Genomic DNA, 25,225 nt, shown 5'->3' with positions numbered 1-25,225 from the left:
CACCCAGCTCGCAACTGTCGCCCGGTCCGCGGGAGGAACGACTGTTCCTGCTGCGTGCGTCGTTGGTGATGCGACTGGCCGCCGCGGCGGCGGGTGTGCGGCTCACGTCTGGTGCGGTGTCGCCGGCGCGTCGGCCGGATGGTGGGTGGCGGCCCAGCTGGCGAGGAGCTTCAGGGCGTCGTCGCTGGGGGAGCCTGCTTCTGCGGTGAGGACGGTCAGGGACAGTCCGGGGTCGGTGGACAGTTCCATGGTCTCGAAGTTGAGGAGCAGGTCGCCGACGACGGGGTGGTGGAAGTGTTTGAGCCCGGTGCGGTGCAGGCGCACGTCGTGGGAGGCCCAGCGGACGCGGAAGTCGTCTCTACGGGTGCACAGTTCCCCGACGAGGTCGCTCAGCGCCTTGTCGTAGGGGTCGCGGCCGGCTTCGGTGCGCAGCACGGACACGGTGGAGTCGGCGATCTGTTCCCAGTGGAGCCAGAAGTCGCGGGCGCGGGGGTTCAGGAACGCGAAGCGGGCGTGGTTGACCGGCCGGGCGGGGTCGGCGAACAGCGGCGCGTACAGGGCCTGGGCGAGGGGGTTGGCGGCCAGGACGTCGAGCCGCCGGTTGTTGACGAAGGCCGGGATCTCGGTCATCAACTCAAGCAGGCGCGCCACGCTGGGGCGGACCTGCCGCGCGGGGGGCTTGCGACGGGCGCGGACCGCGGGGCCGGCGGCGCGGGCGAGGTCGGCCAGGTGGGCCCGCTCGGCCTCGTCCAGCTGCAGCGCCCGGGCGAGGGCTTCGAGGACGCTGTCGGAGACGCCTTTGAGGTTGCCCCGTTCGAGCTGGGCGTAGTACTCGACGCTGACCCCGGCCAGGTCGGCGACCTCGCTGCGCCGCAGACCGGGCACGCGCCGGTTGCGGCTGTAGCCGTGCAGGCCCGCCTGTTCGGGGGCGATCTTGGCGCGGCGGGAGCTGAGGAAGGCCTTCACCTCGTCACGGTTGTCCACCCTTCCAGGCTAGGCGGGAATCCGGGCATCAGGGGTGGGCTGTCAGTACACGCTCCAGCAATGACTTCTTTGCGCCGCCGGATACCGGTTACCTGGTACTCATCGCCCTTGAGCCAGGTTCGGGAGAGCTCGTGAGCGGGCCGCTGTTGCGCCTCGATGGGCACGTGAGGACGGGGCTGGGAGCACAGGCCGGCGGGCGTGGAGCAACTCACCGCATCTCGGTACTGCGCTGACCGTGCGGGGACCTGGGCGCTCGCCGGCGGGTGTTCGCCTGGAGGGCGGACTTACTGAACCGAACACGAAACCGCAGGTCAACGCATATGTGAGGGGAATGGGGCAGAAGCGCAATGGGCAGGATGAGCAGCGCGAGGATCGGCGGTCGCCTCCGCATGCGCCACCGGCAGTGATGCCTGCTCCTACGTCGTACGTCTAGAAAAGAGGACACCATCTCATGGCATCGAAACTGACTGGCACCACCGCGCTGGTCACCGGCGCGAGCAGCGGTATCGGCGCCGCCACCGCCCGTCTGCTCGCCGAGCACGGCGCCTCCGTCGCGCTTGTGGCCCGCCGCCAGGGCCGCCTGGAAGCCCTCGCCGCCGAGATCGGAAAGGCGGACGGCACCGCGCTGGTAGTGGAAGCCGACATCACCGACCGCATCCAGGCCGAGGCGGCCGTACAGCAGACCGTCGAGCGATTCGGACGGCTGGACATCCTGGTCAACAATGCCGGCCTGATGCTGCTGGGCCCGGTCGTCGGCGCGGATGCCGAGGAGTGGGAGCGCATGATCGCCGTCAACGTCCAGGGCCTGCTCTACACCACCCGAGCCGCTCTGCCGCACCTGCTCAAGGCGGCCGAACAGGGTCCGCGCCGGGTCGCCGACATCGTCAACATCAGCTCGATCGCCGGCCGTGTGGCGTGGAGCGGCTACGGCGTCTACAACCTCACCAAGTTCGGCGTGAACGGATTCACCGAGTCCCTGCGCCAGGAGGTCACTCAGCGGCACGTACGCGTCGGTGTCCTGGAGCCGGGCGGCGTGGACACCGAGCTGGGCTCGCACAACAAGCCCGAGATCCAGGGCGCGATGATCACCCCCTTCTACGAGGCGACCGAGGTCCTCGCCCCCGACGACATCGCCGACGGCGTCGCCTACATGGTCACCCGGCCCCGCCACGCCGCCATCGGCGAACTGTGGATCATGCCCACCGACCAAGCCTGACCCCGTCCGGCGCCCGGCCGCCGCCGGGACGCCGCGCATCATCACCGCACAACCCCGGGTGCCGGACCACGGCATCTGAAAGGAACTCTTCATGAGCAAGGTCATTCTCGTCACCGGTGCCGGGCGCGGTCTGGGTACCGACATCGCCCGCGAGGCTCTCGCAGCTGGTCACCAGGTCGTCGCTACCGGCCGCCGTCCCGAGGAGGTCGAGCAGATCCTGGGCGGGCCGAGCGACAACCTGCTGGTCACCAAGCTGGACGTCACCAGCCTGCAGGACGCCGAGGCCGCCGCCCAGGCCGCAGTCGACCGCTTCGGCCGCATCGACGTGCTGATCAACAACGCCGGGAACTTCTTCGCCGGCTACTTCGAGGAGATCACGCCCGCGCAGCTGCGCCAGCAGATCGAGACCAACCTGTTCGGACCCATGAACGTCACCCGCGCCATCCTGCCCATCATGCGCAGGCAGCGCGCCGGCCACATCATCACCATCTCCTCCTCCGCCGGCCTCATCGGCCAGGAGTTCTGCGCCGCCTACGCCGCCTCCAAATTCGGTGTGGAGGGCTGGATGGAGTCGCTGCGCTACGACATCGAGCCGTACAACATCCACACCACGGTCGTGGAGCCCGGATTCTTCCGCACCGAACTGCTCGTGGACGCCTCCACCACCTGGCCCGAGCCGTCCATCGACGACTACGCCGAGCGCACCACCGCCACCATCGCCGCCTGGAAGAGCATGAACGGCCGGCAGAGCGGCGACCCCGCCAAGCTCGCCCGTGCCCTGCTGACCATCGCCGGCCAGGACGAGCCGCCGCTGCGCTTCGTCGCCGGCGCCGATGCCATCGAAGGGGTCGAGGCCAAGGCCAGGGAACTCCTCGCCCAGGCCCAGGCATCCCGTGACCTGGGCGGCGACCTGGCCTACGCCTGAACACCCCACACGGGGCGACGGCGTCGTGACCACAGCCGCCGCCGTGGTGCTGGCGGAGGTCAACACTGACGCCGTGAAGACCGCGGCCGAGGGAACTGACCTCGGCCGGTCACCAATCGATCGGCGTCACCTGCGACGTCATAGACGAAAACCAGACGGCCGCGATGGTGGAACGCGCGGTGGCCACGTACGGCCATCTGGACATCGATTCGCGCAGCTCCAGGACTTCGAGGCGCACGGGCTCGCCGGCGTCGTCTTCCATCCGCGCCGTTGTTGGCGGATGGGTATTTGTTCGCCCGCGAGCACATCACGGAATCTACCGAGATCCACGTGAACAGGCACGCCACGACCCCGCGACAGCGTCAGGTGACGCCGCTGTCGCGGAGTTGGCCCAGGAGCCGGGTGAGTTCCTTCAAGTCGGCCTCGCTCCAGTCGTTGAGCGCGGCTGTCAGTAGGTGACGTTGCTCGGCCAGTACTTCGGCCGCCCGTTTCTGGCCTTCGGGGGTGAGCCTGGCCAGGCGTGCCCGGGCATCGGCCGGGTCGGGGACCCGCTCGACCAGGCCGAGTCGTGCCACGGCGTCCACCTGCCTGCTGGCCGTGGACTTGTCCAGCAGCAGCGCCTCTGCCAGCTCCGTCATCCGCAGCGGGGCACTGCGGGCCAGGACCAGGATGACCGGCAGCGCGGTGGCATCGAGCCTGGGATGCAGGGAACGGGCCTGGTCGCGATTCCTGCGACGGGCCCGGCGGGCGAGGGCGATCAGCTCGTTCTCGAGATCGTTGTAGAGATCGCGTCTGAGGGGTCGATCGTCGTGCACACCCTGCCCCTGTCGATGTAGCCGTAGCCGTACGACGTCAGTTTGCCCGCCTCAGCGTGTGGTGCGCGACCAGATGACGGGCAGGGAGTGCACACCATAGACGACGTGGTGCGGGCGGAAGCGGATCTCGTCCGCGGGCACGGCGAGCGAAAGGCCGGGGAAGCGGCGCAGCAGGGCGGGGAAGGCGATCCGCATCTCCGCGCGGGCCAGTGGCGCGCCGAGGCAGTGGTGCGCTCCGTGGCCGAAGGCGATGTGCGGGCCGGGGTCGCGGGTCAGGTCGAGCCGGTCGGGATCGTCGATGAAGCGGGGGTCGCGGTTGGCGGGGGCGAGGGCGAACAACACCTGCTCACCCGCCCGGATGCGCTGGCCGCCGATCTCGATGTCGCGGGTGGCGGTGCGGGGGATGCCGGAGTGGGCGACGCTGAGAAAACGCAGCAGTTCCTCCATCGCGCGTTCCATCTGGGCGGGATCGTCGAGGGCCGCGCGCAGGCGGGTGAGTTCCTGCTCGTGGGTGAGCAGGGTGTAGGTGCCGACGGCGAGCATGTTGGCGGTGGTCTCGTGGCCGGCGGTGAGCAGCAGGCTGGCGATGTTGGTGAGTGCGTCGGCGTCGAGTTCGTCGCCGTGCTCGCGTGCCAGCATGCCCAGGATGTCGTCTCCGGGGTCGGCCTGCGCGCGGGCGACCAGAGCCTCCATGTAGGCGCGGCCCTCCTGGCTGAGCCGGTTGCGCTCCTCGGCGGGTAGGGAGGTGTCGGTCATCCGCGTGGTGCGCTCCTGGAAGTCGGCGCGGTCGGCGTACGGCACGCCCAGTAGCTCGCAGATGACCAGGGAGGGGATGGGCAGCGCGAAGTTCTCCACCAGGTCGGTGCCCGGCCCGGCCCGCTCGACCAGGTCGAGGTGGTCCTCGACGATCTCGATGATGCGCGGCTCCAGCCGCCGCATCCGCCGCATGGTGAACTCGGCCGTCAGCATGCGGCGCAGGTGCGTGTGCTCGGGGGGATCGAAGGCCAGGAGTTGTCCCTTGCGCATCCGGGTCATCGTGTCTCCGCTGATCCCGGCCGCCTCGGCGCGCTCCCTGGCCTGCGGGCCCATGAGGTCGTTGCTGAACGAGGCGGAGTCCGACAGCACGGCGCGGACGTCGGCGTAGCGGGTCACCAGCCACGCCTCGCCGTGGCCGAGGGTGACCGGCACCCTGGCCAGAGCGCCGCTTTCACGCAGCTCTACCACTTCGGCGGCCGGAGCCAGGCCGTCACGCGCCATGTACAGCGGGACCGTGTTGTGCTCTGCCATGGGTTGCGGTCTCCATCCCGAGATTAGTTGATACCTGCAACCTTATGGAGAGCCTGCCGTGCAGGCAACAGGATGGTGCCTCCGGTTCGGTGAGCTGCACGGAGACGATCAGGTCCAGCTGAGATCCTTCACCGTGCGGCGATCGGTTTCTGGCGGTCATGGGTCCGCGCCAACGGGCTAGCGGGTGACCATGAGCTTGCGCACCCCGTAGTTGGTGCCCGTGGTGTCCATGGGAACTTCTTCGAGCGGTACGGCCAGTCGCAGGCCATCGGCCCGGACGAGGCGGCGTTCATCACCGGCGCCATCCTGGTCGTGGACGGTGGCTTCACCCTGCGGTCCTACCACGTTTGACCCGGGCTCACAGGGTCGTCGCCAACGAAAGAGCCACCGGTCCGGGCGAAGACGGTCGTGGCGCGTACCGGACGCACTGAGCTGGTCCAGGCGCACCGGCATCACCCAGGTCAGTGTCGCCCGGTACACCCCCATAGCGCAGGGCACGGACAGGCCGCTGATGCGCAGCGGTCCTGCTCCTTCGATGAGATCGCTCGCCGCGCGCGGCCGGTCACGGATACGCCGCACGGAAGGAGCCTTGGATGGCTGACCACAAAGCGCTCGAGGGGCCGGTCCTGATCGTGGGTGCGGGCATCGCCGGGTCCCCGCCGCCCTCGGGCAGGGGGGCATCGCCGGCGAGGTGATCGACCTCGACGACCGGACGGACGGAGCCCACATCGGCCGGACGAACCGGGCCGTGGACGTCCTGGACGATCTGGGCGTCCTCGACGCGGCCGTCCAGGCACGCGCCTGCCGGGAAGCGCCGAGCGAGGCCTCATCGTCAGTGGCCTGGCGCCGGGCGCGCGCGGGCGAGCCAGCGTGCCGAGCCGAACGCCACCGCGGCCAGGACCGCGGCCGCGAAGGCGGCCGGGTTGCCGTTGAGCGCGTGCACGAGCGTGTCACCTGCCTGGAAGAGGCCGGTCACCCACAGCAGGACGATCAGTCCGGCGGTGGCGCGGCGGGCCAGCAGGATCAGCAGCGCGCCGCCCACCGCCAGCGACCTGATGGAGCACGCCCGCGCGAACGTCTCCACTCCCGGTGTCACCGGCGATGCTGCGGGCAGCGCGAACGCCGGATCGGCGATCACGATGACGGAGACCGCGAGGGTCATCAGGGTCGCGGCGACGGTGACCGCGACGAAGATCCGCTCACCCATGGCGCAGCGGCTCCAGCGCACCGGTCAGGCGCTCGGGCCGGACGCCCAGCCCCACGGCTCTGCCGAGCAGGTGCGGGAATCCCGGCCACCGCCGCAGGGTCCGCAGCGGTTGCGGCAGGCGTAGCGGGGCGGCCCCTATGCCGTCCCCGGTGCCGTCGCCAATGCCGTCGCCAATGCCGTCGCCAATGCCGTCGTCGGTGATGGAGGCGGCCACGAAACGCTCCTGCGCCAGGCGCTGCGCCGCCTGGGTGAGCACGGTCGGCCATTGGCGGCGGCGCTGCACTCGGGCCAGGTCCTTGCCGCTCACCTGGCCGCGCCGCAGGGCGGGCACCAGGATGCGGGCCGCGGCGACGGCGTCCTGGACGGCGAGGTTGACGCCCACGCCCGCGATGGGGGACATGGCGTGCGCGGCGTCGCCGATGAGCAGGGCGCCCGGCACCCACCAGCGGGCGAGCCGGTCGATATGGATCTGCAGGACGGCGATGTCGGCCGCGCCGATCGCGGCCAGCCGCTCGCCGGTATAGGGCGCCAGCCGGGCGATGGTACGGCGGGTCCAGGCTCCCTCGTCGGCACGGGCGGCCTGCGCCGTGTCCTTGGCGATGAGCAGGGCCGCCTGCCAGTAGTCGCCCCGGTTGATCATGATGAGGCCGCCGCTGGAGGAAAAGCGCAGGAACGTGCCGTCGGGATCGCCGGGAAGGCGGGGGATTCGTACGTACAGGCAGTCGTGCGGGGTGGCGGAGGCGCGGGGCCGCAGCCCGAGCAGGTCGCGGACGGTGGAGTGTCGGCCGTCGGCCGCCACGACCAGCGGCGCGGCCACCTCTCCCGTCCGGCCGGTGTCCTTGTCGGTGTAGGTCACCCCTCGCACCCGTCCGCTCTCCCGGATCAGGCCGTTGACCTCGGCGTTCTGCGCGAGGTGGAAGTGCGGCGACTCGGCGGCGGCCGCGGCCAGGAGATTGAGGAAGTCCCATTGCGGCACCAGCGCGATGTGCTGGTGGCGGCCCGGCAGGCGGCTGAAGTCCTCGATGACGGCGCCGTCGTCGAACTGCATGGTGAGCCGCTGTTCGCGCTGCTGCGGCAGGGCGGCGAAGCGGTCACCGAGGCCGAGTCCGTCCAGCAGGTTGAGGGTGGAGGCGTGCACCGTGTCGCCGCGGAAGTCGCGCAGGAAGTCGGGGTACTTCTCCAGCACCGCCACCGTCACGCCGGACCTGGCCAGCAGCAGGCCGAGCACCATGCCGGCCGGACCGCCTCCGGCCACGACGCACGCCACGGAGGTCTTCGCGATCGATCCCAACCGATCCTCCCAACAGAAGCGGGGACAAATTCCCCGGTTGTGTCGCACAGTAACATAACCGGGGAACATGTCCACGCTTAGACTTGGAGCGTCCCGAATGAGACAGCTGCGTGCCGATGCCCGTCGCAATCGCGAGCAGATTCTGCGCGCCGCGCACCTGGCGTTTCTCGATCAGGGGCCGGACGCGCCGCTCGACCAGATCGCCACGGGCGCGGGCGTCGGCAACGCCACCCTCTATCGCCACTTCCCGACCCGCGCCGACCTGATCGGCGCCGTCGTGGTGGACAACATGGCGCAGGTGGCCGCACTCGCCACCGAGGTTCTCGCCACCGAACCGTCAGCCGGCCGGGCGCTGGCCGCGTTCGCCGCGGGAGTCGTCGAGCGGCGCATCGTCTCCATGCTGCCGATCCTGGGCGGCCACGTGGCCCCGGACCCCGCGTTCCAGCAAGCCAGGACCCGCCTGCTGGACGCCCTGAACGCCCTGGTCGAGGCCGCCCGCGCCGAAGGCGCGCTGCGCGGCGACGTGAGCGCCGCCGACCTCGTGATGTTCCTCACCGTAGTGACCCGCCCTCTGCCCTCGGTGTCACCCGACCTCGACGACGCCGTACGCGCCCGCCTGCTGGCCACCCTCCTGAACGGCCTGCGCCCCGGCGGAACCACCCCACTGCCGGGCGCCCCTCTCGACGTCGAACTCATCACCGCCGACCTGACCACAGCGAACCGCGACCCAGCCATGATCAGCTCTACTGATAGCCCACCTCGGCTCCACTGATCCTCAGGCGGCAGGGCGAGGACCACCGGCGAACCGGCCAGGGCCAGGTGGCCGCGTGACGGTCTGCGTAGCGGCCCACCACGTTGTTGCCCAGGACGGTGCACAGACCGTAGCCGAACAGGCCGGCGCCGCCGAGGGCGAAGAAGCTCGCCTGCCAGTTCCAGGTGATGGCGATGGCGTGGCTGATGGGCCCAGGACGGCGCCGAACATGAGGCCGCTCAGCACCTCATGTGCTCCTACTTGAAGGCGCCCGCGGTGAGGCCGGTGACGATGCGCCGCTGGAACACCAGGACGGCGGCGACAAGGGGGAGCGTCACGATGGCTCCGGCCGCCATGATCGCCGTATAGGGGATCTGGTGCGGCTGGGAACCGGCGAAGTTGGCGATCGCCACGGTCACCGGCGCGACGTCGGGGTTCCCGTTCGACAGCAGGCTGGACAGCAGATACTCATCCCAGGCGGAGAAGAACACGATGATCGCGGTGGTGAACAGACCGGGCGCCGCGAGCGGGAGCAGGACCTTGCGGAACGCCTGGGCCGGGGTCGCGCCGTCCGCGAGCGCCGCCTTCTCCAACTCCCAGGGCATCGCGGCGAAAAAGCTGGTGAGAATCCAGATGGCCAAGGGCAGGGCGAAGGAGATGTTCGGGACGATGAGCGCCTGGTACGTCCCCAGCCATCGGATGTCGGTGAACAGCTGGAACATCGGGGTCAGGATGGCGACGCCGGGGAACATCGACGCGCACAGGACGGCCGCCAAGACCTTCGGTCTGCCGCGCATCGGCAGCCGTACCAGCGCATACGCCGCTGGGCCTGCGATGAGCAGAGCCAGCGCGGTCGTCGCGCACGCGACAATCATGCTGTTGAGCAGCGCCCGTCCGAAGTGGTCGCCTCCGCTCGTGTCGAACGCCGCCCGGAAGTTGTCCAGCGTCGGGTGCGCCGGCCACGGGGTGGCGTCGAAGGTGTGGCCAACGTCCCGGAACGCGGTGACCACCATCCAGTAGAAGGGGCCCAGGCACCAGAGCACGATGACGGCCGCGCCGGCGTACAGCCACAGCGGCCGCCACGTCCACCGACGGCGCGTCTTCCACGTGTGTTTCGAGAATTCGGCTGTCGTCATCACTAGGACATCCCATGCTGTTCGGACTGGACGAGGTTGACCCGGAACACCCGGACGAGCGCCAGAGCGACACCGAAGATGAGCACGAAGGTCAGCGTGGAGAGGGCTGACGCGCCGCCGTAGCCTTGCTGGATCTGCCGGACCGTGAGAATCGACAGCGTCGTGGTCGCGTGCCCATCACCGCCACCGCCGTGAGTGAGGATCGCCGGCAGGTCGTAGATGCGCAGAACGTCCAGCACGCGGAACACGATGGCGACCAGCAGCGCCGACCGTATCAGCGGCAGGGTGATCTGCAGGAAGCTCTGGAACGTGGAGGCGCCGTCGATGCGGGCGGCCTCGTAGAGCGCACCGGGAATGCCCGACATGCCGGCGAGCAACAGCAGCGCGACGAACGGCGTCGTCTTCCACACGTCGCTGACGATGACAGCCACCCGTGCTGACCAGGCATCGTCCGTCCACAGGATATGGGTGCCGAGGGCCCGGTTGACGATGCCGTCGTAGGCGAACATGAAGAACCAGAGCTTCGCGGTGACGGCCGTCGGGATCGCCCAGGGCACCAGAACGACGGCGCGGAGGAGCCCGCGTCCGGCGAACGCCTGGTTCATGACGATGGCCATCAGGAGGCCGAGGAGGACCTCAAGGGACACCGTGACCACCGTGAAGAACAGCGTGACCAGGACCGAGGTCCAGAACTGGTCACCGAGCGTCCCCGGCGGACAGGACGTGTCGCCGCACTGCTGCCCCAGCCAGTGCAGGTAGTTGGAGAATCCCGCGAACTCCCCGCCGGTGGTGAAGAACCCGTCCCGCAGGGTCGGATCGGTGCGGAACGAGGTGACCAGCGCGGCGACGATCGGGTAACCGATGACGGCGGCGAGCAAGACGAGTGCCGGTGAGACCAGTAGCGCGCCGAGCCTGCTGCGGCTCTGCGCTGTCGTATCGGACGGCTTGGACATGGAACGTTCCCGTCTGGCGTGCGTCACTGCTCGCTGGTCGCGGCGAGGATCGCCGCCTGGATGTCTTCGAGGACCTTGTCGACCGGCTCCTCGCCCTTGATGGCCGCGTAGGCGTTCTCGCTGATGGCCTGGGTCACGGCCGGATAGAACGGCGTGACCGGCCGCTCGGCCGCGGTGGCGATGCTCCGTTCGAGCGCGCCCAGGTAGCCGAGCGCGGGATCGTCGAGCAGCGACTTGTCGTGGTAGAGGCTCTTGACGACGGGAGGCTGGCCCTGCTCGATGAGCAGTTTCCGCTGCACGTCCGGAGACTGTAGGTAAACCAGGAAGTCCCGGGCGGTCGCCTTGTGCTGGGAGTAGACGTTCACCGCGTTGTCCTGACCGCCGATCACCGTCCGACCGGGTCCGTCGACCCCCGGAAGCGTGGCCACCCCGAACTTGCCCTTCACCACGGAGCCGCCGTCGCTCTCGGCCAGCGGATACACGTAGGACCAGTTGCGCAGGAAGAGTAGTTTGCCGGCTTCGAACGCCTGGCGGCTGTCTTCCTCCTGGTAGGTGATCGCTTCTTGCGGGATGTCGCCGGCGCGATAGGCGTCGACGAGTAGGGACAGGCCCTTGCGGACGGCCGGGGTGTCGGCCGAGGGAGTCGTGCCGTCGGCTTTGACGAAGCTGCCGCCCGCGGCGGCGACGGCCTCCGCTACGTTGACGGTGAGGCCCTCGTACTTGGCGAACTGCCCGGCGTAGCAGCCCATGCGCCGTTCCCGGGCGATCTCGCAGTACTTCAGCAGCTCCTGCCAGGTCCGAGGCGGACGCGGTACCAGGTCCTTGCGGTAGTAGAGCAGGCCGGCGTCCGTCATGAACGGCGCGGCGTAGAGCGTGCCCTGATACCGCGCGGTCGTGACCGTCTGCTCCAGTAGCGGCGAGGTGTCGAAGGTGTAGTCGCCCTTGAAGGGCTGCAGCCAGCGGTGCGCCGCGTACTCCGCGATCGTCACGATATCGGCGCCGAGGACGTCGTAGTCCGCGTCCTCGGCCTTGAAGTGATGCACGAGGTTGTCGTGCAGCTCGTCGACGTCGCTGAACTGCCTGAGCGTGACCCGCTGGTCCGGATGACGCAGGTTCCACGTCTCGATGATCTGCTTGGTCGCGGCGCCGGCCGTGTCCGACGCCTGGACGTACGTGATCGGCCCGCGGCCCGACAGGTGCTGCCGCGCCGCATCGAGCCTGCTGTCCGGCGTCGCACAGCCGGTGACCGCAAGGATGAGCGCGCCCGCTGCGGCGGACAGCGTGCGCCGTGCCCTCACGTCCATCTCCTCCTCCTCGTTCCTCGCCGGGTCATCCTGCGGTCCGCAGGACGACCGCTTCCCAGGGGCGCAGCGTCGAGTTCGTGCCGGTCTCGGGCAGGCTCTCGCGCACCGTGGCACTCGACAGCAGCGGCTCGCCGGTCAGCGTCAGCCGCTGCGGCTCGGCGGAGAAGTTGGCGGCCACCGTCAGCGGGCCGCAGGTGTAGATCCATCGCGAATCGCTCACTTCTACCTCGCGGTAGCCGGCGATGCCGCCGGCGAAGGCTTCCCGGCGGAGCAGCACGAGCGCGCGGACGAGAGCGAGAGTCGATGCGGAGTCGGCCCGCTGCTCGGCCACGTTGACGCTCTCGTCGTCGGGCAGCGGAAGCCAGGGTGTGCCGGTCGTGAACCCCGCGCCGACAGTGCGGTCCCAGCGCATGGGGGCACGCGCGTTGTCCCGCGGCCACTGCCCGTTCCGGCCACCGGCCGTGAGCGGGTCACGGTGCAGCCGGGCCGGAATGTCGCTGTCCACCATTCCCAGCTCGTCGCCATAGTAGAGCGCGTAGGTCCCGGGAAGGGTCGCCATGAGGGTGTGCGCCAGGCGGGTCTTGCGGTTGTCTCCGGCCGCCCATCGCGTCGCCATGCGCGGCAGGTCATGGTTCGAGCCGGCCCAGATCGGACACGTCCCCTCGGGGAAGGAGGCCAGAGACTCCGCCACCACCCGCGAAAGGGCCGGCGCCTCGAACGGCGCGAAGATGAACGGAAAGTTGAACCCCAGCTGCAGCTCGTCGTCGTCCCCGAAATACGGCACGAGCTCGTCGACCCGCGCCACCCACGTCTCACCGAGGAGCAACGGCGTCTCCGCCCGGTTCTCCGCACGCCGGCGCCATTCCCGGTAGACGTCGTGCACTTCCGGCTGGTTGAAGTTGTACAGGTGCTGCATCCCGTATCGTCCCTGGACCTCGGTGCCGTAGATGTAGGCGCCGTCGTGCGTGGGGTTGTCCCGGAGCAGCGCGTCCTTGTACAGCCCATTCGCCACGTCGATCCGGAATCCGGCGATTCCGCGGTCGAACCAGAAGTCCATGATGGCGGCGAATTCGGCATGCACCGCCGGATTCCACCAATTGAGGTCCGGCTGTTCGGGCAGGAAATTGTGGAAGTAGTACTCGCCGCTCTTCTCGTCCCATGTCCACGCCGGTTCGCCGGTGTCGTCGAGCCAGTTGTTCGGCAGCGACCCGTCGCTCTTGGGCGGCGCCCACACGTAGTAGTCGCGGTACGGCGAATCCGGGTCGGAACGGGCTTCGACGAACCACGGATGCTCGCTGCTGGTGTGGTTCGGGATGAGGTCGAGCACGACGCGCATCCCGCGCTCCCGCGCCTGGGCGATGAGAACGTCCAAGTCGTCCAGCGTACCCAACTCTGGATGGACGCCACGGTAGTCGGAGACGTCATAGCCCCAGTCGTGGTTGGGAGACGGCATCGTGGGGGAGAGCCAGAGGGCCTCGACTCCGAGCCACTGGAGGTAGTCGAGACGTCCAATGAGACCTTGGAGATCTCCATAGCCGTCCCCGTCGCCGTCCTGGAATGAGCGGACGTAGACGTGGTAAAGCGTGGCACCGTGCCACCAAGGGGAATGGTCCACCGATAGTCCTCTCATGGAAGTGCTCCGGGGCCTGAAACGGCCGCCGAACACGGCAAACGAATCCAGATTCGTTTCTCCGGTATGGTGACGACTAGGATTTACAGCTGTCAAGGCGCCAAACGAATGACGTTCGTTTATCGCGTCGGCCGCCACCATGAGAAGCAATCCGGAAGGGACCACGGGATGCCGCGCCCGCGCAAGGCACTTCTCTCACGGGAGATCATTGCGACCGCCGCGCTGGAGATGACCAGCGAGACCGGCGGCTTCACCGTGCCCGATCTGGCGAAGCGGCTCAACGTCCGCCAGTCCTCGCTCTACAACCACGTGAGCGGGCGGGCCGAGATCATCGAGCTGATCCGGCAGCGGCTGCACGAGGCACTGGCGGTCCGCGTCGACGTCACCGCCGACTGGGCGGACGTGATCCGGCACGTCGCCTCCGCCCAGCGGGCCTCGATGGCCAAGCACCCGTGGGTCATCCCCCTGCTGGCAACGTCCCCCGCCGACCTGGACGCCACGATCACCACGCTGGAGAACGTGGCGACCGTCCTGTCCCGCGCGGGCTTCACCGATCGCGACGTCATGCTCGCGATAGCCATGCTTGACATAGTGACGATCGGCGCAAGCCTGGACCTGGTCTCCCCGGAAGACCTCTACCCAGCCGAAGCGCTCGCCCAGGCAACAACCCTCGCCCGCGTAGTCCGCGCTGCGCCACCAGGCGTCCCCCGCGCCGACGTCGCCTTCAACTTCACCCTCGACCTGATCATCGAGGCCCTACGCACCCGCCTCCCCCACAACACAAATCCCCGATAAGACCCCTGGACCGAACAGAACCATCCGGACCGGCTGCGCTGGCCGTCAGTGCGACTCTTGCACCGGACCCTGAATGCCCAGAACTCCAGCGAGCTCGCGTCCAGGCTGCGCTGAGTACGCACCTCCGCCTAGAACCACCTGAGGCGAAAACAACCTGCTGACACTCCCACAGGGCCCTATCGTGTCTCTGGCACCAGCAGCCCGGCTCACCGCGCTGCCAGGAGCATCCATGGCCTCAACTTCACCACCGCCGTTGCTGATCCCCTGCGCCAGGCGCACGCGGGCGAGGGCCCCTCACTGGCCCAGGTCCTGGCCGACCATGGCATGCAGCCTCTCGGCGGCGCCCGCAACAATCTCGTCTACGCCCGCACTACATCAACCGGCTCACCCACGTCTGGCCCGCCCAACTCGCCGAAGCCCCAGACGACCCCGACATTCCCAGCATGCTGGCGCCCTTGCAAGCTTGGGAAGACGATCACGGCCGACTTTTCCCGCCGTGTTCGAGCCGAAAAAGGCACTCCGGCATACGTCTTTGTGACGCTGTGTGACCTGCGCAACGCCGCTACTTCGCATTCGGCCGGGGCTTCGGGAGCCCGAGCCTGGTCGGAGAGAGTTACCTGGTTGTCGACGGGGCGCGGCTGCGGCGGAACACCGCCCCTTGCCCGTCGTCCTCCGGCTCCCGTTCAATTCAGCCAGTCGCGGCAGCTGCCTGAGCGGCGCTGCCCCTGGCCGACAGTTTTCGTATGTGCCGTACGGCGATGAGCGGCACGGTCACGCCGATCAGGTTGCAGTACGCCACCGCGGCGTAGAAGCCGTCCGCGCCGCCGACGGCGTGTGCCGCCACCGCGCTGACCGCGACGATCAGGCCGAAGTAGATCGCGTTGAGCACGATGGCCCGGAAGCCGCCGCCGGTCTCCTCCATGACGGTCAGCGAGGCGAGCACGGGTCCCTGGACGGCGTAGGTGAGCGCCACGGCGCCCAGGTAACTGCCCGCGGCTGCGGCCACCCCGGCGTCGCCGCCTATCAGCCGCGCCAGCGGGTCATGCAGTGACCACACCAGCGCCGCGATCACCACGTAGGTCACGACGGTGACCTCGATGCCACCGCGCATCGATTCACGTATTCGCCGCCATTCGCCCGCGCCGCGTTGCTGGTTGATGGTGATCGCTGTGGCTGTACCCAGGACCATGCCCGGCAGCAGCACGATGTTCTGCAGGGTGGAAGCGACCGTGAACCCGGCCACGGCGTTCTGCCCGTAGTTCCCGAGGACGCCGATGACCGCGAGGTTGTACGCGGAGAGCACGAGAAAGGACATGGCGATGGGCACACCGATGCGGCGCAGGTCGATGAACACCTCGCGCCGCCAGATCCGGACGGCCGGCGGATGCCACAGCTCGGTGCGGCGCAGCAGTACCAGGCCCATGGTCAGGCCGGTCAGACCCGCTGTCGCCTCGGCGATGGGCACTGCCGCGATCCCGATGCCGGCACCGAGCCCGAGGCCGGCCACGAGGCCGATCCGCACGCTCGCCGTACAGATGACCAGGACGGTGGCCTGTCGCACATACCCATAGCCGCGCAGGCTGGACGCGCACAGCTCCTCCCCGACGGCCAGCAGACTGACGGCGCTGGTCCAGCGCAGGAAGGAGGCAAACGTGTCCCGCAGCCCGGCGTCCACATGGAGAAGACCGGTCAGGGAGGGAGCCGCGACCGCGAGGACCAGGTACAGGGCCGCGCCGAGCCCGAGCCATACCCTGGCCAGGCTGGCGGCGTTCGACATGACGTCCCGGGGGCGCCCAGCCCCCTTGCTGATCGCGGCGGCGACCTGGTTGCAGACCGCGAAGCCCACACTCAGGGCAAGGACGATGAGGCCGACAGGCTGATACAGGGAACGCACATAAATGGCCTCTCCCCCCATACGCCCCAGAATGGCGATAATTCCAAGCTGGGCAGCGAAATTGAGGGACCCGGCCACAAAAAGAGGAACAGCGAGGCCGGAGATGGTTCGCCACGCCCCCCTTCTTCCATGAGCGGCTAAGGAAAACATGCGGACCTCCGGGAACTCAACGGCTCGGACGCGAATGGACCTGCGGGACGATAGCGACATTTATCGACGAATGTCCATGCGTCTGCGCATCGTGGGCACCCGCGTTGCGCAATGTCCGTGGCTTGCCTGCTCCGCCCGGCAAAACGATCGGGCCATGCTGATCAGTACGCTGATCTGCGGCAGACCCTGACACCGGAGGCCGATGATGCCCGCCATTCGCCCAGCCCGGTCCGACTACCCATGTCCTTGCTGCGGGCATCTGACCTTCGGTGCGCCACCTGGCTCTCACGAAATCTGCTCGGTCTGCTTCTGGGAAGACGACGCCATTCAGCTACGCTGGCCCGACTGGCCGGGTGGAGCCAACAAGCCATCGCTCATCGAGGCGCAACGGATCTTTCAGGAGATCGGCGCCTGCGAGGAACGGCTCCTCCAGCATGTCCGCCCAGCTACCACCGACGAACCCCTGGATCCGGGCTGGCGTCCCATCGATCTGACCCGCGACTCCTTCGAACCGCGAGACCAGGAAGATTGGGCCCCATGGCCAATCGGCCTGACCGTCCTCTACTGGTGGCGATCAACTTTCTGGCACGCCACCACGACACGCGAAGGCGGAGGACCTGATGGAACCCCATGACCGCCAACGTCAGCTGGAGATCGACGAACTCATCCGCGCCGGCGCCAACATCCAAGCGCTCGAACACATCCGGACGGCATACGACTGCACTCTGCACGAGGCGGTCGACCTGCTCAACGAGCGCTGGACGCAGGTCCACCACGGAGACCAAGCCGATTGATGCCATCGGCCCGCCAACCAACGAGACACCTCAGCAGGCCACCCATCGAGCATCACAGCAAGCCAGCGGAGCAGCGACTCCGACAAGGCTTCATGGGACACGGCCACTGCGGCGAGAACCTCCGATGAACTGTTTGATCCACAGGCGGCACCTCAACAGGCCACGGCACCTCCGCGGCGTCGGCGGCGTCGGCGGGGATGAGGGCGGGGGAGTGGTCGAGGTCGTCGGCCGGCTCCTGCAGCAGGTACTGCACCCCTTCCGGTTTAGGGGAACTCAGGGCCGGTTCGATCGGCGAATGGCGCGGACACGTTCCATGTGAGCATCCTCTCGTAGGCGGGCGGGTCGGTGCCGGATCCAGCCGCCATCGACGTGCAGGCTCTGACCGGTGATGAAGCCGGCGTCGGGGCCGGCCAGGAAGGTGACCGCCGCGGTGACGTCCGACGGCTGGCCGCGCCAGGGAATGGTCTCTCAGCCTGGAGATGCAGCGGAGGAGTGGTTGATCGACCGGTATCGCGGGAGACGGCGTTTTTTGAACGTACGATCCAGATAGGCTACGGTAGGGGTCATGGCAAGGACCCGGGAGTTCGACACCGAGGCGGCGGTGAGTCGCGCGATGGAGCTTTTCTGGACGCGTGGCTATGAGGCGACCACTGTGCGCGATCTGACCCAGCTCCTGGGGATCGGACAGGGGTCCTTGTATGCGGCGTTCGGCGACAAGGACGGCCTCTACCGGGCCGCCCTGGAGCACTACCGCACCACGCTCGCGGCGGCCGCCCTGCGCAGCCTGCGCGAGGGGATGGATGCCCGCTCGGCGATCCGTACGATGCTGGCCGAGCGGGTCCGCATCGCCGTCGAGCACGAAGGACGGGGCTGCCTGGCGATCAACGCCGCCTGCGAGCGCCTGCCGGAGGACCCGTCGACCCGGCGCATCGTGCGCGACATGCAGGATGCCGCCCGCGACGCGATCGCCGAGGTGCTGCGGGTCGCGGCGGAACGGGGCGAGATCGCGGCGCGTCGCGACCCGTACACGCTCGCCGCCTTCCTTGTCACCTTCCTCAACGGCCTGCTGGTGTCCGCGAAGATCACGCCGGACGCTCGCGCCCTCGAATCGCTCGTGGAGGTGGCGCTTGCCACCCTCGACTGAGTTTTTCATGCCCACAATCTGTATCAAGCGATCCACAATAGGGAGTACCTGATGTTCGATCATGAAGGGACACTCGTCCGCACCGGCCGCGCCGCCGCAAACGGGACGAGCCTGCACTATCGGACGGCCGGCTCCGGTCCGGCGGTGGTTCTGCTGCACGGCGTGCCCAAGACCGGCTACCACTGGCGCCACCTCGTCCCGAAGCTGACGCCCCAGTACACCGTCGTCGTCCCCGACCTGCGTGGCCTCGGTGACTCCGCCCGGCCCGCGGACGGATACGACTCCGCGACGATGAGTGACGACATCGCCGCGCTGATGAGCGGTCTCGGCCACGAGAGCTACGCCGTGATCGGCGAGGACTGGGGAGCGGTGATCGGCTACCAGCTCGCCGCCCGGCACCGCGACCACGTCACTGCCCTCGTGTTCGCCGAGGCGCTGTTCCCCGGGTTCGGCTTCGAGGACCACGCCGCGCTCACCACCGAGAACGTCTCCAGCGGCATGCATCTGTGGCATCTCGGCTTCTACTTCCAGCCGGACGTACCCGAGATGCTGATCGCCGGGCACGAGCGCGAACTGATCACCCACATGATCAAGTTCGAGCGCAGCCGTCCGGACAGCGCGACCCCCGACGCGATCGACGAGTACGTCCGCTGTTACTCCATGCCCGGCGGCGTCCGCGCGATGCTCTCGATCTACCGGGCGATGCTCGTCGACGCCGAGCAGAACCGGCGGGCCGCGCAGCAGAAGCTGGACATCCCGGTGCTGGCGCTCGGCGGTTCCGCGTTCATCGGCGACCGCAACGAGTCGCAGATGCGACTCATGGCCCACGACGTCACCGGTCACGTCTTCGACGCCGGCCACGACCTCGCCGAGGAGGTACCCGAGGAGATGGCCGACGTGGTCCTGCCGTTCCTGGCCCGGACACCTGTGACCTCGCGGGCCGCCTGACGCCGCTGTGGCGTCTCACCGGCGTTCCTGATTCGCCTATCGATCGCAGTCGACCAGCCCGACCCGCGAACCCGGGGCGCTGGCCGAGCCCGAAAGCCTGGTCGGGGCCGTGATCGTCGGCCGTCCAGTGGCCTGGGCTCGCTCACCCCTGATCGAGCGCGAACCGGCCCTACTCGACACCACCCGGTCCGACGACGGCGTCGTCGAGGGGCTACGGCCACCGCGCGATCCAGCGGCTCGCAACACCGAGAAAGAACCGGCACAAGGGCGGAGCGCACCTGTGCATCGCCCACCCGGCCGACCAGCTCACCCCCGACCAGCGAGAGGCCTTCCGCACGCACGCCCGCGCCGAGGCCAAGGAACTGGGGCCGCCGGCGGCGCCGGGCGGGCTCGCGTCGTGCTGGCGCCGCTCACCGGAGCCGGGGTGTACTGCTGGACGGCACGCTGGTACGCGCTCTGCTGGTGCCGGCGATCATGCAGGTGATGGGCGCGGGCAACTGGTGGTCACCCTGGTCACCCGTACGCCCCGAAAAGAGCCCTTGGCTGAGCTCTCCGCAAGCCCAGGGCGACGCTCCCTGACATTTCACCATCCGGGTACGGTTACCTCCGACCAGCCCTGGTTGAGCTTCCCGTCACAGGGGAACTGTGCGGCCCGCGCGCCATCCTCGATGGAGGCGTTGGAAATGCCCAGACACATCGAGCTCTTGCGGTTGACCAGTGCGAAGACGCCTGCCGGGTAGCGGCTGTCGGCACGCTGCAGCCAGTCCTGGTTGATGTCGCCGGCCGGGTTCGCCAGGATCGCCGACGCGTTGGCCGCGGTGCTGCCGCCATTGATTCCCATGTTCAGGTTGTACTCCATGTTCTCGTAGCTGCGATAAAGGCCGTCGGGGATGCGGCACCAGTACTGCCAGAGGACGAAGGGGTGGGGGCCCCATTCGGCGTCCTGGACGACCGTGGTGCCGAAGCCGCCCTGAGCCGACAGGACCTTCCCGGACTTGAAGTTCCTGTACATGAAGGGGCCATCGCCCACGCATAACGGGGCCAGAGCCCGTACGCCGCTCTCGGAGGAGCTCGCATGAGCGGTCACCGGGTGGGCGGCCGGTATCAGTGCCGCGGCCATGATCACCGCGGCGGCTTTCCTGGTGCCTGGTACACGCATGGTGCGTCTCCCTTGCGTCCGGTTCTTGGCCGGCCGGACAAGTCGCGCGGGCATGACGTCCCCGTACGTACTCGTCCGGCTCTGGCGAATCCCAGCATCGGGGCGTGGCCGTCAGATGATGAGGGTGTTTCGGCCTCCGCCGAAAGACGCTGGTACGCGGGCGGGCCGCCCTGCGAGGAGTCCGGCACCCAGTTCGGTGGGATAGTGCAGCACCAGGTTGATCTGCCGGACGCTGGCGATCAGGTTGGCCTGGCGGAGCACGTGGGCGTGCTCGCTGGCCGTGGACGGCGAGACCCGCGCCCGATGAGCCAGCTCGCCGGTGCTGCAGCCCGGCGCCTGGGCGACACAGCTCAGAATCTCCGCTCGCGTCCGCCCCAGCAGCGCCGCCAACACCTCGTCCCCGGTGGTGGTCGCGGCGGCGATCGGCGCCGCGCGGCGCGGGATCGGGTAGGCCAGGACCGGCGGCAGCGCCGGATCCACCAGCGCCACCGGGTTGCCCCGGCAGAAGTACGACGGGATCACCGTCAGCCCCCGCCCCCTCAGGTGGATCTCCCGGTCCAGGCCGGCCGGGTAGTCGACCTCCAGCACGGGCGGGCGCCAGCGCATCGTCGGCGGCAGGTGGGCGAGCAGTTGCTCGGCACCGCCGGTGACGAGGTGCCGTTGCAGGATGGCGCGCTCGTGGGCGAGGGCGGGCTCGGCCTGCGACCGGTGCGGTGCGAGCACCGCCTCGCAGTAGCCGGCCACGGCCTGTCCGAGCCGTCTGATGGCCTGCGGACTCCCGCGTGCGAGGTCGATCGGCCCGGAGAAGGGCAGGCCGGCGCCACGGCGCAGCAGCTCCATCTCGGCCCGCATCCGTGTGCCGGGCGTTTCCGCGAGCGCCTGCAGGGCCTGCTCGTCGCCGAGCTGGGCTTCGATCGGGGTGAGGAAGTCGGGGAAGTACGGCCCTCTGGGCGCGAGGGGCAGCAGCAGGGAGCGGACGGAGGCCAGCAGGCCGGCTTCGGCCAGCCGGGCCCGGGCCTGCCGCCGCCAGCCGGTCATGGCCGGCCCGCCGTCGCGGGTATGCAGCCGGTGCAGGCTGCCCAGCATCTCCCACAGCAGGTCGGTCCGGGTCGCCGGCCGGGTGAGCGCGAGATCTTCGGAGGTGAAGACGATCCTCAGCACGCCGCCGTAACGAGGTGGCATGTCCCTTCCTTCAAGTGGATGGGGAGGTGCACGTTCCTGACCATACCGATTGCCCGGTCCTGGAGAACAGTGTCAGAGACGCCGGGCATCCGCACGACGCCATGGAAGCCCTTCCCCGTCCCGACAAGCAATTTCCGAGATTATGCACACCATCCGTCACGGGAGTCGCGCCGGGTGCCGAATGCCCTCAACCCGGACCCGCGATAGGGCACGCCCTGACGTTCTCAAGATCGACTCATGTCCGGTTCTACCCGTATCGCGGGACCGCCGGTGTGGTACTCGAGCCACACCGGCAAGCGGTCACCCAGCTCGCGCGGTCAGCGTCTCCTCCGCGACCAGACCACCGCCGGCGGGCCGCTGCGCATGCAGGTGCGTCAGGTTCAACCTGACAGAACTGCAGGGGGCGGTTCCCGCAAACCGAAAACCGCTGGAGGTGGTGGCTTTTGGCCTGGAGCTCGGGGGCGCCGTTCAACCGGCCCCGCCTGGCGCCACCACCACCTGGCCGGCCTCGGCCGCTACGTGAGTCTGGATGAGGAGACCTTCGCTCGCATCACCGCCGAACACGACCCCGCCGCCCGCCGACGCAGCGACTTACCAGACCAACCTCGGCCCCTGACATCGGCCCGACCGGCGATCGCGAGCTCGGCCGCATTGCGGCAGCCGGTTGCGAGCGATCAGGCCCTTGCAGGCTACGTATTTCCGCTCGACAAGAGTAGGTAGTGGATGCCGAGGCGATATCTCGCGGCGCCTGACAGGCTCGACGGCATGGCAAAGACAACGAGCAAAGTGATGCGCGGTGTGGCAGTTGTTGCGGTCGGCGCGGCGGTCTCGCTGAGTGTGCCGTCCGCGGCGACGGCGCAAGGGGCCCATCAGAGGTGCGGGCGGGTGACCGTTGACAAGAAGGCGCCGGTGATTGGGCGGGCCAGCGTCTTCGTAAAGGCGTCCCAGCGGCGGATCTGGAAGTTGCACACCTCGATCGACAAGTGGGACACCTGGATCCCGGAGATCACGCCGGCGCACAAGCGGACGCCAGGGCCGCTGCGGCGGGGATCGGTGTTCGACTGGTCCCCGCAGAACATGAAGGTCACCTCTACGGTCATGCGAGTCGAACCGCTGCGGTGCACGGCGTGGGGCGCGCCGGTGAACGGTATTGACGGCGTGCACCTGTTCACGTTCAAGAAGGTCCGGGGCGGCGTGATCGTCACGACTGAGGAGTCCTGGGCGGGCAAGACAGTCGAGGCGGATGTCCCCAGCTTCCAGACGCTGCTCCAGACAGGTCTTGACGACTGGGTGAAACGGATCAAAGACACCGCCGAAGGTGCGTAGCTCGTCTTTCAGCCGAGGGTTGGTCTCCTGACTCGTCGGCGGAGCAACCCAGCGTTACGGCTCAGCGTCAGCCTTCCTGCTGACGAGGACGGCTTCCTCGGCCGGCGTGCCCGAGCCGCGCTGCGCGGTGCTGGGCGAGCACTCGTTTTGGATCACCTGGTCACGAGCGCTCTGGAAGGCGATGGGCAAGGCGCAGCGGCGTGCCGTCGGCGCGGGTAGTCGGGGGACCCGTGTGACGGCCCCTCGGCATTGGGGCCCCTGGGGGCGCGCCGGGAGCATCGTCGCCGGCTCGCGTCTTGGCGAGACGCCGACCGTGGGCCGGCCGAAGGGCATTGCTGCCGAAGTCGCCCCCTCATCGAGGACCGTCCCGTGATCCAGGATGGTGCGTAGGGCGTCGCTCAATGTGTGGCCTCGGCCTCGGCCAGCGGGGGCAGATGCCGGATGGTGGGGCTCAGCGTGGCGCCCAACGCCACGACCGCCATGACGGACGCGATCGACAACAGGGCGGCCGTCACACCCCAGCGGTCCAGGATCAGTCCCGAGGCGAGCGGCCCGACCGGGGTCACCGCGCTGCCGATGAGGGCGAGGCTGCTGATCACGCGGCCCTGTAAGTGGTCGGGCGTGATGGTCATCTGGTAGGTGTACAGGATCGCGTTGGCCGCCGGGGCCAGGAAGAACGCCGCAGCCAGTAGCGGCCCGATGGCCCAGACGGTGGGATAGACGGCCATCGCGGGGATGGCCGCGGCGGCCACCCAGAACATCGCCAGGACGACCGCCGCCGGGTTGCGCCGCTGCAGCCGGGGGGCGGCCAGCGCGCCCAGCAATCCCCCGGCGCCGGAGATCGCCATCATCAGGCCGACATCGGCCGGTGCGGCGCCGCTCTGCCGGGCGGCGACGATCGCGGTGAGGGTCAGCGCGGAGAACACCAGGCTGAAGCCCGCGGCCGTCGCCAGCAGGACGCGCAGGAACCGCTGCCGCCAGGTCCAGCGCAGGCCCTCGGCGATGTCGCGCAGGAGCGTGCGCGAGCGGTCCGCGGCCGTGGTGGCGGGCGTCGGGTCTTTGATGAGGAGGACCGCGGCGAAGGACAGCAGGTAGGCCAGGAGCTCTCCGACCAGGGGGACCGTTCTTCCCAGGTTGAACAGCAGGCCGCCCAGCGGAGGGCTGGCGATCGAGGCTCCGTACTGGCGGGCCTCGTTGTGCGCGAGGGCCTGAGGCAGGTGTTCGGCGGGAACCACGCGCCGTAGCATCGCCGTCTCCGCCGGGTGGAAGAACACCCCGCAGGCGCTGCTGATCACAGCCGCGGCCAGCAGCATCCGCCAGTCGAGCAACCCGAGCAGCGAACCGGTGACGGTGGCGGCGAGAAGAGCGGCTCGCATGAGGTCGCAGCTGAGCATCGTGCGTCTCCGATCCCACCGGTCGACGAGGGCGCCCGCCGGCAGGCGCAGCGCGATGCCGGCGGCCATCGCGGCAGAGCCGATCAGCCCGGCGTGGACGGCTGAACCGGTCAGCTCCAGCGCCAGCAGGGGGTAGGCGACGGAGGCGACCTGGGAGCCCAGCGTCGAGGCCAAGGCGGCGCTCCAGAGCAGGACGAAGTCGCGGTTGCGGCGCAGTGGCTCACTCATGATCGCGATTATGTACATTTTTTAAAAAATGTACAACTTCGAGTTGTACGGAACTGCAGTATTGTGCAGACATGGATGCCGAGGCAGTGCCCTTCACCGAGGCGCGCGCCCAGCTTGCCGAGCTGATGGGGCGGGTGGCCTACGGCGGCGAGCGGATCGTGCTCAGCCGCCATGGCAAGCCGGTGGTCGCTTTGGTGTCGATCGCCGATCTGGAAAGGCTTCAGGCGATGGACGGCAGCGGCGCTGAGCAGATCATCACCCTGGGGCGGTCGTCGTTCGACCACGCCGGACCACCGCCCGCCGCGCCGCCACGCCGTTTGGACATCGCGGCACAGGACAGTCCGCCGGGCGACGCCTCCTGCTGAATCTCCCCGCACCGCGTGTGTACGCGGTGGCCCGTAAGGCGGCCCGCATCGGTGAACAGCCAGACAACCTGATCAGCGGTGGGCGGAATCCTCAGTCGGGCTTCGGCGTGGCAGTGACACCCAGCCTGCGCGGGGGCGTTGCCGTTGCTACGGCGCTGGGCCGGGGCCATAGGTGCGGTGGATCAGTTGAGACGCAGGAACGACGGTCAGTCCGCAGCCTGAACCGCATCATCGTCGGCGAGAATCCGGTAGACGCCGGCGACGGATGGATGCCTGCCTTTGTTCTTGCCCGTAGGGATGACCAGCTTGCCAGCGATATCAGGCACGGCCACGCCACGGGTGCGCAG

The 25,225-nt window shown here is 68.9% G+C and carries 26 protein-coding genes; 10 read left to right on the top strand and 16 right to left on the bottom strand.

The genetic code is table 11. The features are described 5' to 3' along the window. Positions 1–102: 102 nt before the first annotated feature. Positions 103–984: a helix-turn-helix domain-containing protein gene (locus ACFPZ3_RS47245; RefSeq protein WP_379520961.1), complete on the bottom strand. Its 882-nt coding sequence runs from the start codon at positions 982–984 to the stop codon at positions 103–105. Between the two features lie 451 nt (positions 985–1,435). On the opposite strand from ACFPZ3_RS47245, the gene ACFPZ3_RS47240 reads away from it, so the two are divergent. Both ACFPZ3_RS47240 and ACFPZ3_RS47235 read left to right on the top strand, forming a co-directional pair. Next, positions 1,436–2,200: an SDR family NAD(P)-dependent oxidoreductase gene (locus tag ACFPZ3_RS47240; protein ID WP_379520960.1), complete on the top strand. Its 765-nt coding sequence runs from the start codon at positions 1,436–1,438 to the stop codon at positions 2,198–2,200. Positions 2,201–2,291: 91 nt separating this feature from the next. Next, the gene (locus ACFPZ3_RS47235) at positions 2,292–3,125 is read left to right on the top strand and encodes an SDR family oxidoreductase (protein WP_379520959.1); all 834 of its coding nucleotides are present in this window, start codon (positions 2,292–2,294) and stop codon (positions 3,123–3,125) included. Positions 3,126–3,234: 109 nt separating this feature from the next. Here ACFPZ3_RS47235 and ACFPZ3_RS47230 read toward each other — a convergent pair whose 3' ends face one another. The 6 genes from ACFPZ3_RS47230 to ACFPZ3_RS47205 form a co-directional block, all read right to left on the bottom strand. Then, a complete protein-coding gene (locus tag ACFPZ3_RS47230; RefSeq protein ID WP_379520958.1) occupies positions 3,235–3,387 on the bottom strand; it encodes a hypothetical protein in 153 nt (50 codons plus the stop codon). A gap of 100 nt (positions 3,388–3,487) precedes the next feature. Further along, positions 3,488–3,940 (bottom strand): MarR family winged helix-turn-helix transcriptional regulator, encoded by a 453-nt coding sequence (locus ACFPZ3_RS47225; protein WP_379520957.1) that lies wholly within the window; start codon positions 3,938–3,940, stop codon positions 3,488–3,490. A gap of 51 nt (positions 3,941–3,991) precedes the next feature. Then, the gene (locus tag ACFPZ3_RS47220; protein WP_379520956.1) at positions 3,992–5,227 is read right to left on the bottom strand and encodes a cytochrome P450; all 1,236 of its coding nucleotides are present in this window, start codon (positions 5,225–5,227) and stop codon (positions 3,992–3,994) included. A 177-nt stretch (positions 5,228–5,404) separates the two neighbouring features. Continuing rightward, positions 5,405–5,806, bottom strand: coding sequence for a hypothetical protein (locus ACFPZ3_RS47215; protein WP_379520955.1), 402 nt, complete (start codon positions 5,804–5,806; stop codon positions 5,405–5,407). Between the two features lie 253 nt (positions 5,807–6,059). Further along, a complete protein-coding gene (locus tag ACFPZ3_RS47210) occupies positions 6,060–6,434 on the bottom strand; it encodes a hypothetical protein (RefSeq protein WP_379520954.1) in 375 nt (124 codons plus the stop codon). Beyond that, positions 6,427–7,725 (bottom strand): FAD-dependent oxidoreductase, encoded by a 1,299-nt coding sequence (locus ACFPZ3_RS47205; RefSeq protein WP_379520953.1) that lies wholly within the window; start codon positions 7,723–7,725, stop codon positions 6,427–6,429. The genes ACFPZ3_RS47210 and ACFPZ3_RS47205 overlap by 8 nt, the downstream gene beginning before the upstream one ends. Positions 7,726–7,822: 97 nt before the next feature. Between ACFPZ3_RS47205 and ACFPZ3_RS47200 the strand changes: the two genes are divergently transcribed. Further along, on the top strand, positions 7,823–8,497 hold the full coding sequence (locus ACFPZ3_RS47200; protein ID WP_379520952.1) for a TetR/AcrR family transcriptional regulator: 675 nt from the start codon (positions 7,823–7,825) through the stop codon (positions 8,495–8,497). A 236-nt stretch (positions 8,498–8,733) separates the two neighbouring features. On the opposite strand, the gene ACFPZ3_RS47195 is transcribed toward ACFPZ3_RS47200, so the two are convergent. From ACFPZ3_RS47195 to ACFPZ3_RS47180, 4 genes are read right to left on the bottom strand one after another with little or no spacing between them, the layout of a single operon-like run. Further along, positions 8,734–9,612, bottom strand: a complete 879-nt coding sequence (locus ACFPZ3_RS47195; RefSeq protein ID WP_379520951.1) for a carbohydrate ABC transporter permease — start codon at positions 9,610–9,612, stop codon at positions 8,734–8,736. 2 nt (positions 9,613–9,614) lie between these two features. Next, positions 9,615–10,565 carry a carbohydrate ABC transporter permease gene (locus tag ACFPZ3_RS47190; protein ID WP_379520950.1) on the bottom strand — a complete coding sequence of 317 codons (951 nt, stop codon included), beginning with the start codon at positions 10,563–10,565 and terminating at the stop codon, positions 9,615–9,617. 23 nt (positions 10,566–10,588) lie between these two features. Then, positions 10,589–11,869 (bottom strand): ABC transporter substrate-binding protein, encoded by a 1,281-nt coding sequence (locus ACFPZ3_RS47185; RefSeq protein WP_379520949.1) that lies wholly within the window; start codon positions 11,867–11,869, stop codon positions 10,589–10,591. A 25-nt stretch (positions 11,870–11,894) separates the two neighbouring features. Further along, on the bottom strand, positions 11,895–13,484 hold the full coding sequence (locus ACFPZ3_RS47180; protein ID WP_379520948.1) for an alpha-amylase family glycosyl hydrolase: 1,590 nt from the start codon (positions 13,482–13,484) through the stop codon (positions 11,895–11,897). 183 nt (positions 13,485–13,667) lie between these two features. Between ACFPZ3_RS47180 and ACFPZ3_RS47175 the strand changes: the two genes are divergently transcribed. Continuing rightward, positions 13,668–14,294, top strand: coding sequence for a TetR/AcrR family transcriptional regulator C-terminal domain-containing protein (locus ACFPZ3_RS47175; RefSeq protein ID WP_379520947.1), 627 nt, complete (start codon positions 13,668–13,670; stop codon positions 14,292–14,294). A 688-nt stretch (positions 14,295–14,982) separates the two neighbouring features. Here the strand turns inward: ACFPZ3_RS47175 and ACFPZ3_RS47170 are convergent. Further along, complete coding sequence (locus ACFPZ3_RS47170) at positions 14,983–16,338, bottom strand: MATE family efflux transporter (protein ID WP_379520946.1); 1,356 nt, start codon at positions 16,336–16,338, stop codon at positions 14,983–14,985. A gap of 202 nt (positions 16,339–16,540) precedes the next feature. Between ACFPZ3_RS47170 and ACFPZ3_RS47165 the strand changes: the two genes are divergently transcribed. Beyond that, on the top strand, positions 16,541–16,972 hold the full coding sequence (locus ACFPZ3_RS47165; RefSeq protein ID WP_379520945.1) for a CPCC family cysteine-rich protein: 432 nt from the start codon (positions 16,541–16,543) through the stop codon (positions 16,970–16,972). Beyond that, a complete protein-coding gene (locus ACFPZ3_RS47160) occupies positions 16,959–17,132 on the top strand; it encodes a hypothetical protein (protein ID WP_379520944.1) in 174 nt (57 codons plus the stop codon). Before ACFPZ3_RS47165 ends, ACFPZ3_RS47160 begins: the two co-directional genes overlap by 14 nt. Positions 17,133–17,405: 273 nt before the next feature. Here ACFPZ3_RS47160 and ACFPZ3_RS47155 read toward each other — a convergent pair whose 3' ends face one another. Continuing rightward, positions 17,406–17,594 carry an SDR family oxidoreductase gene (locus ACFPZ3_RS47155; RefSeq protein WP_379520968.1) on the bottom strand — a complete coding sequence of 63 codons (189 nt, stop codon included), beginning with the start codon at positions 17,592–17,594 and terminating at the stop codon, positions 17,406–17,408. Positions 17,595–17,697: 103 nt separating this feature from the next. Between ACFPZ3_RS47155 and ACFPZ3_RS47150 the strand changes: the two genes are divergently transcribed. Next, positions 17,698–18,276, top strand: a complete 579-nt coding sequence (locus tag ACFPZ3_RS47150; protein WP_379520943.1) for a TetR/AcrR family transcriptional regulator — start codon at positions 17,698–17,700, stop codon at positions 18,274–18,276. A gap of 51 nt (positions 18,277–18,327) precedes the next feature. Then, positions 18,328–19,224, top strand: coding sequence for an alpha/beta fold hydrolase (locus ACFPZ3_RS47145; protein ID WP_379520942.1), 897 nt, complete (start codon positions 18,328–18,330; stop codon positions 19,222–19,224). Positions 19,225–19,807: 583 nt separating this feature from the next. On the opposite strand, the gene ACFPZ3_RS47140 is transcribed toward ACFPZ3_RS47145, so the two are convergent. Continuing rightward, the gene (locus ACFPZ3_RS47140; protein ID WP_379520941.1) at positions 19,808–20,383 is read right to left on the bottom strand and encodes an RICIN domain-containing protein; all 576 of its coding nucleotides are present in this window, start codon (positions 20,381–20,383) and stop codon (positions 19,808–19,810) included. A 111-nt stretch (positions 20,384–20,494) separates the two neighbouring features. Further along, a complete protein-coding gene (locus tag ACFPZ3_RS47135; RefSeq protein WP_379520940.1) occupies positions 20,495–21,565 on the bottom strand; it encodes an ArsR/SmtB family transcription factor in 1,071 nt (356 codons plus the stop codon). Between the two features lie 765 nt (positions 21,566–22,330). Here ACFPZ3_RS47135 and ACFPZ3_RS47130 point away from each other — a divergent pair. Continuing rightward, positions 22,331–22,891, top strand: coding sequence for an SRPBCC family protein (locus ACFPZ3_RS47130; protein WP_379520939.1), 561 nt, complete (start codon positions 22,331–22,333; stop codon positions 22,889–22,891). Positions 22,892–23,289: 398 nt separating this feature from the next. On the opposite strand, the gene ACFPZ3_RS47125 is transcribed toward ACFPZ3_RS47130, so the two are convergent. After that, on the bottom strand, positions 23,290–24,513 hold the full coding sequence (locus ACFPZ3_RS47125; protein ID WP_379520938.1) for an MFS transporter: 1,224 nt from the start codon (positions 24,511–24,513) through the stop codon (positions 23,290–23,292). 71 nt (positions 24,514–24,584) lie between these two features. Between ACFPZ3_RS47125 and ACFPZ3_RS47120 the strand changes: the two genes are divergently transcribed. Beyond that, positions 24,585–24,878, top strand: coding sequence for a type II toxin-antitoxin system Phd/YefM family antitoxin (locus ACFPZ3_RS47120; protein WP_379520937.1), 294 nt, complete (start codon positions 24,585–24,587; stop codon positions 24,876–24,878). Positions 24,879–25,225: the final 347 nt, after the last annotated feature.

Source organism: Nonomuraea insulae, from assembly GCF_042656245.1.
This window is presented reverse-complemented; position numbering and strand designations above follow the sequence as displayed.

What these genes read in the sequence shown, in the direction of transcription:
- ACFPZ3_RS47240 (WP_379520960.1), top strand. Translation starts at nt 1,436, where the DNA reads ATGGCATCGAAACTGACTGGCACCACCGCGCTGGTCACCGGCGCGAGC.
- ACFPZ3_RS47235 (WP_379520959.1), top strand. Translation starts at nt 2,292, where the DNA reads ATGAGCAAGGTCATTCTCGTCACCGGTGCCGGGCGCGGTCTGGGTACC.
- ACFPZ3_RS47230 (WP_379520958.1), bottom strand. Translation starts at nt 3,387, where the DNA reads ATGGAAGACGACGCCGGCGAGCCCGTGCGCCTCGAAGTCCTGGAGCTG.
- ACFPZ3_RS47220 (WP_379520956.1), bottom strand. Translation starts at nt 5,227, where the DNA reads ATGGCAGAGCACAACACGGTCCCGCTGTACATGGCGCGTGACGGCCTG.
- ACFPZ3_RS47210 (WP_379520954.1), bottom strand. Translation starts at nt 6,434, where the DNA reads ATGGGTGAGCGGATCTTCGTCGCGGTCACCGTCGCCGCGACCCTGATG.
- ACFPZ3_RS47200 (WP_379520952.1), top strand. Translation starts at nt 7,823, where the DNA reads ATGAGACAGCTGCGTGCCGATGCCCGTCGCAATCGCGAGCAGATTCTG.
- ACFPZ3_RS47195 (WP_379520951.1), bottom strand. Translation starts at nt 9,612, where the DNA reads ATGACGACAGCCGAATTCTCGAAACACACGTGGAAGACGCGCCGTCGG.
- ACFPZ3_RS47190 (WP_379520950.1), bottom strand. Translation starts at nt 10,565, where the DNA reads ATGTCCAAGCCGTCCGATACGACAGCGCAGAGCCGCAGCAGGCTCGGC.
- ACFPZ3_RS47185 (WP_379520949.1), bottom strand. Translation starts at nt 11,869, where the DNA reads ATGGACGTGAGGGCACGGCGCACGCTGTCCGCCGCAGCGGGCGCGCTC.
- ACFPZ3_RS47175 (WP_379520947.1), top strand. Translation starts at nt 13,668, where the DNA reads ATGCCGCGCCCGCGCAAGGCACTTCTCTCACGGGAGATCATTGCGACC.
- ACFPZ3_RS47170 (WP_379520946.1), bottom strand. Translation starts at nt 16,338, where the DNA reads ATGTTTTCCTTAGCCGCTCATGGAAGAAGGGGGGCGTGGCGAACCATC.
- ACFPZ3_RS47165 (WP_379520945.1), top strand. Translation starts at nt 16,541, where the DNA reads ATGATGCCCGCCATTCGCCCAGCCCGGTCCGACTACCCATGTCCTTGC.
- ACFPZ3_RS47160 (WP_379520944.1), top strand. Translation starts at nt 16,959, where the DNA reads ATGGAACCCCATGACCGCCAACGTCAGCTGGAGATCGACGAACTCATC.
- ACFPZ3_RS47150 (WP_379520943.1), top strand. Translation starts at nt 17,698, where the DNA reads ATGGCAAGGACCCGGGAGTTCGACACCGAGGCGGCGGTGAGTCGCGCG.
- ACFPZ3_RS47145 (WP_379520942.1), top strand. Translation starts at nt 18,328, where the DNA reads ATGTTCGATCATGAAGGGACACTCGTCCGCACCGGCCGCGCCGCCGCA.
- ACFPZ3_RS47140 (WP_379520941.1), bottom strand. Translation starts at nt 20,383, where the DNA reads ATGCGTGTACCAGGCACCAGGAAAGCCGCCGCGGTGATCATGGCCGCG.
- ACFPZ3_RS47135 (WP_379520940.1), bottom strand. Translation starts at nt 21,565, where the DNA reads ATGCCACCTCGTTACGGCGGCGTGCTGAGGATCGTCTTCACCTCCGAA.
- ACFPZ3_RS47130 (WP_379520939.1), top strand. Translation starts at nt 22,331, where the DNA reads ATGGCAAAGACAACGAGCAAAGTGATGCGCGGTGTGGCAGTTGTTGCG.
- ACFPZ3_RS47125 (WP_379520938.1), bottom strand. Translation starts at nt 24,513, where the DNA reads ATGAGTGAGCCACTGCGCCGCAACCGCGACTTCGTCCTGCTCTGGAGC.
- ACFPZ3_RS47120 (WP_379520937.1), top strand. Translation starts at nt 24,585, where the DNA reads ATGGATGCCGAGGCAGTGCCCTTCACCGAGGCGCGCGCCCAGCTTGCC.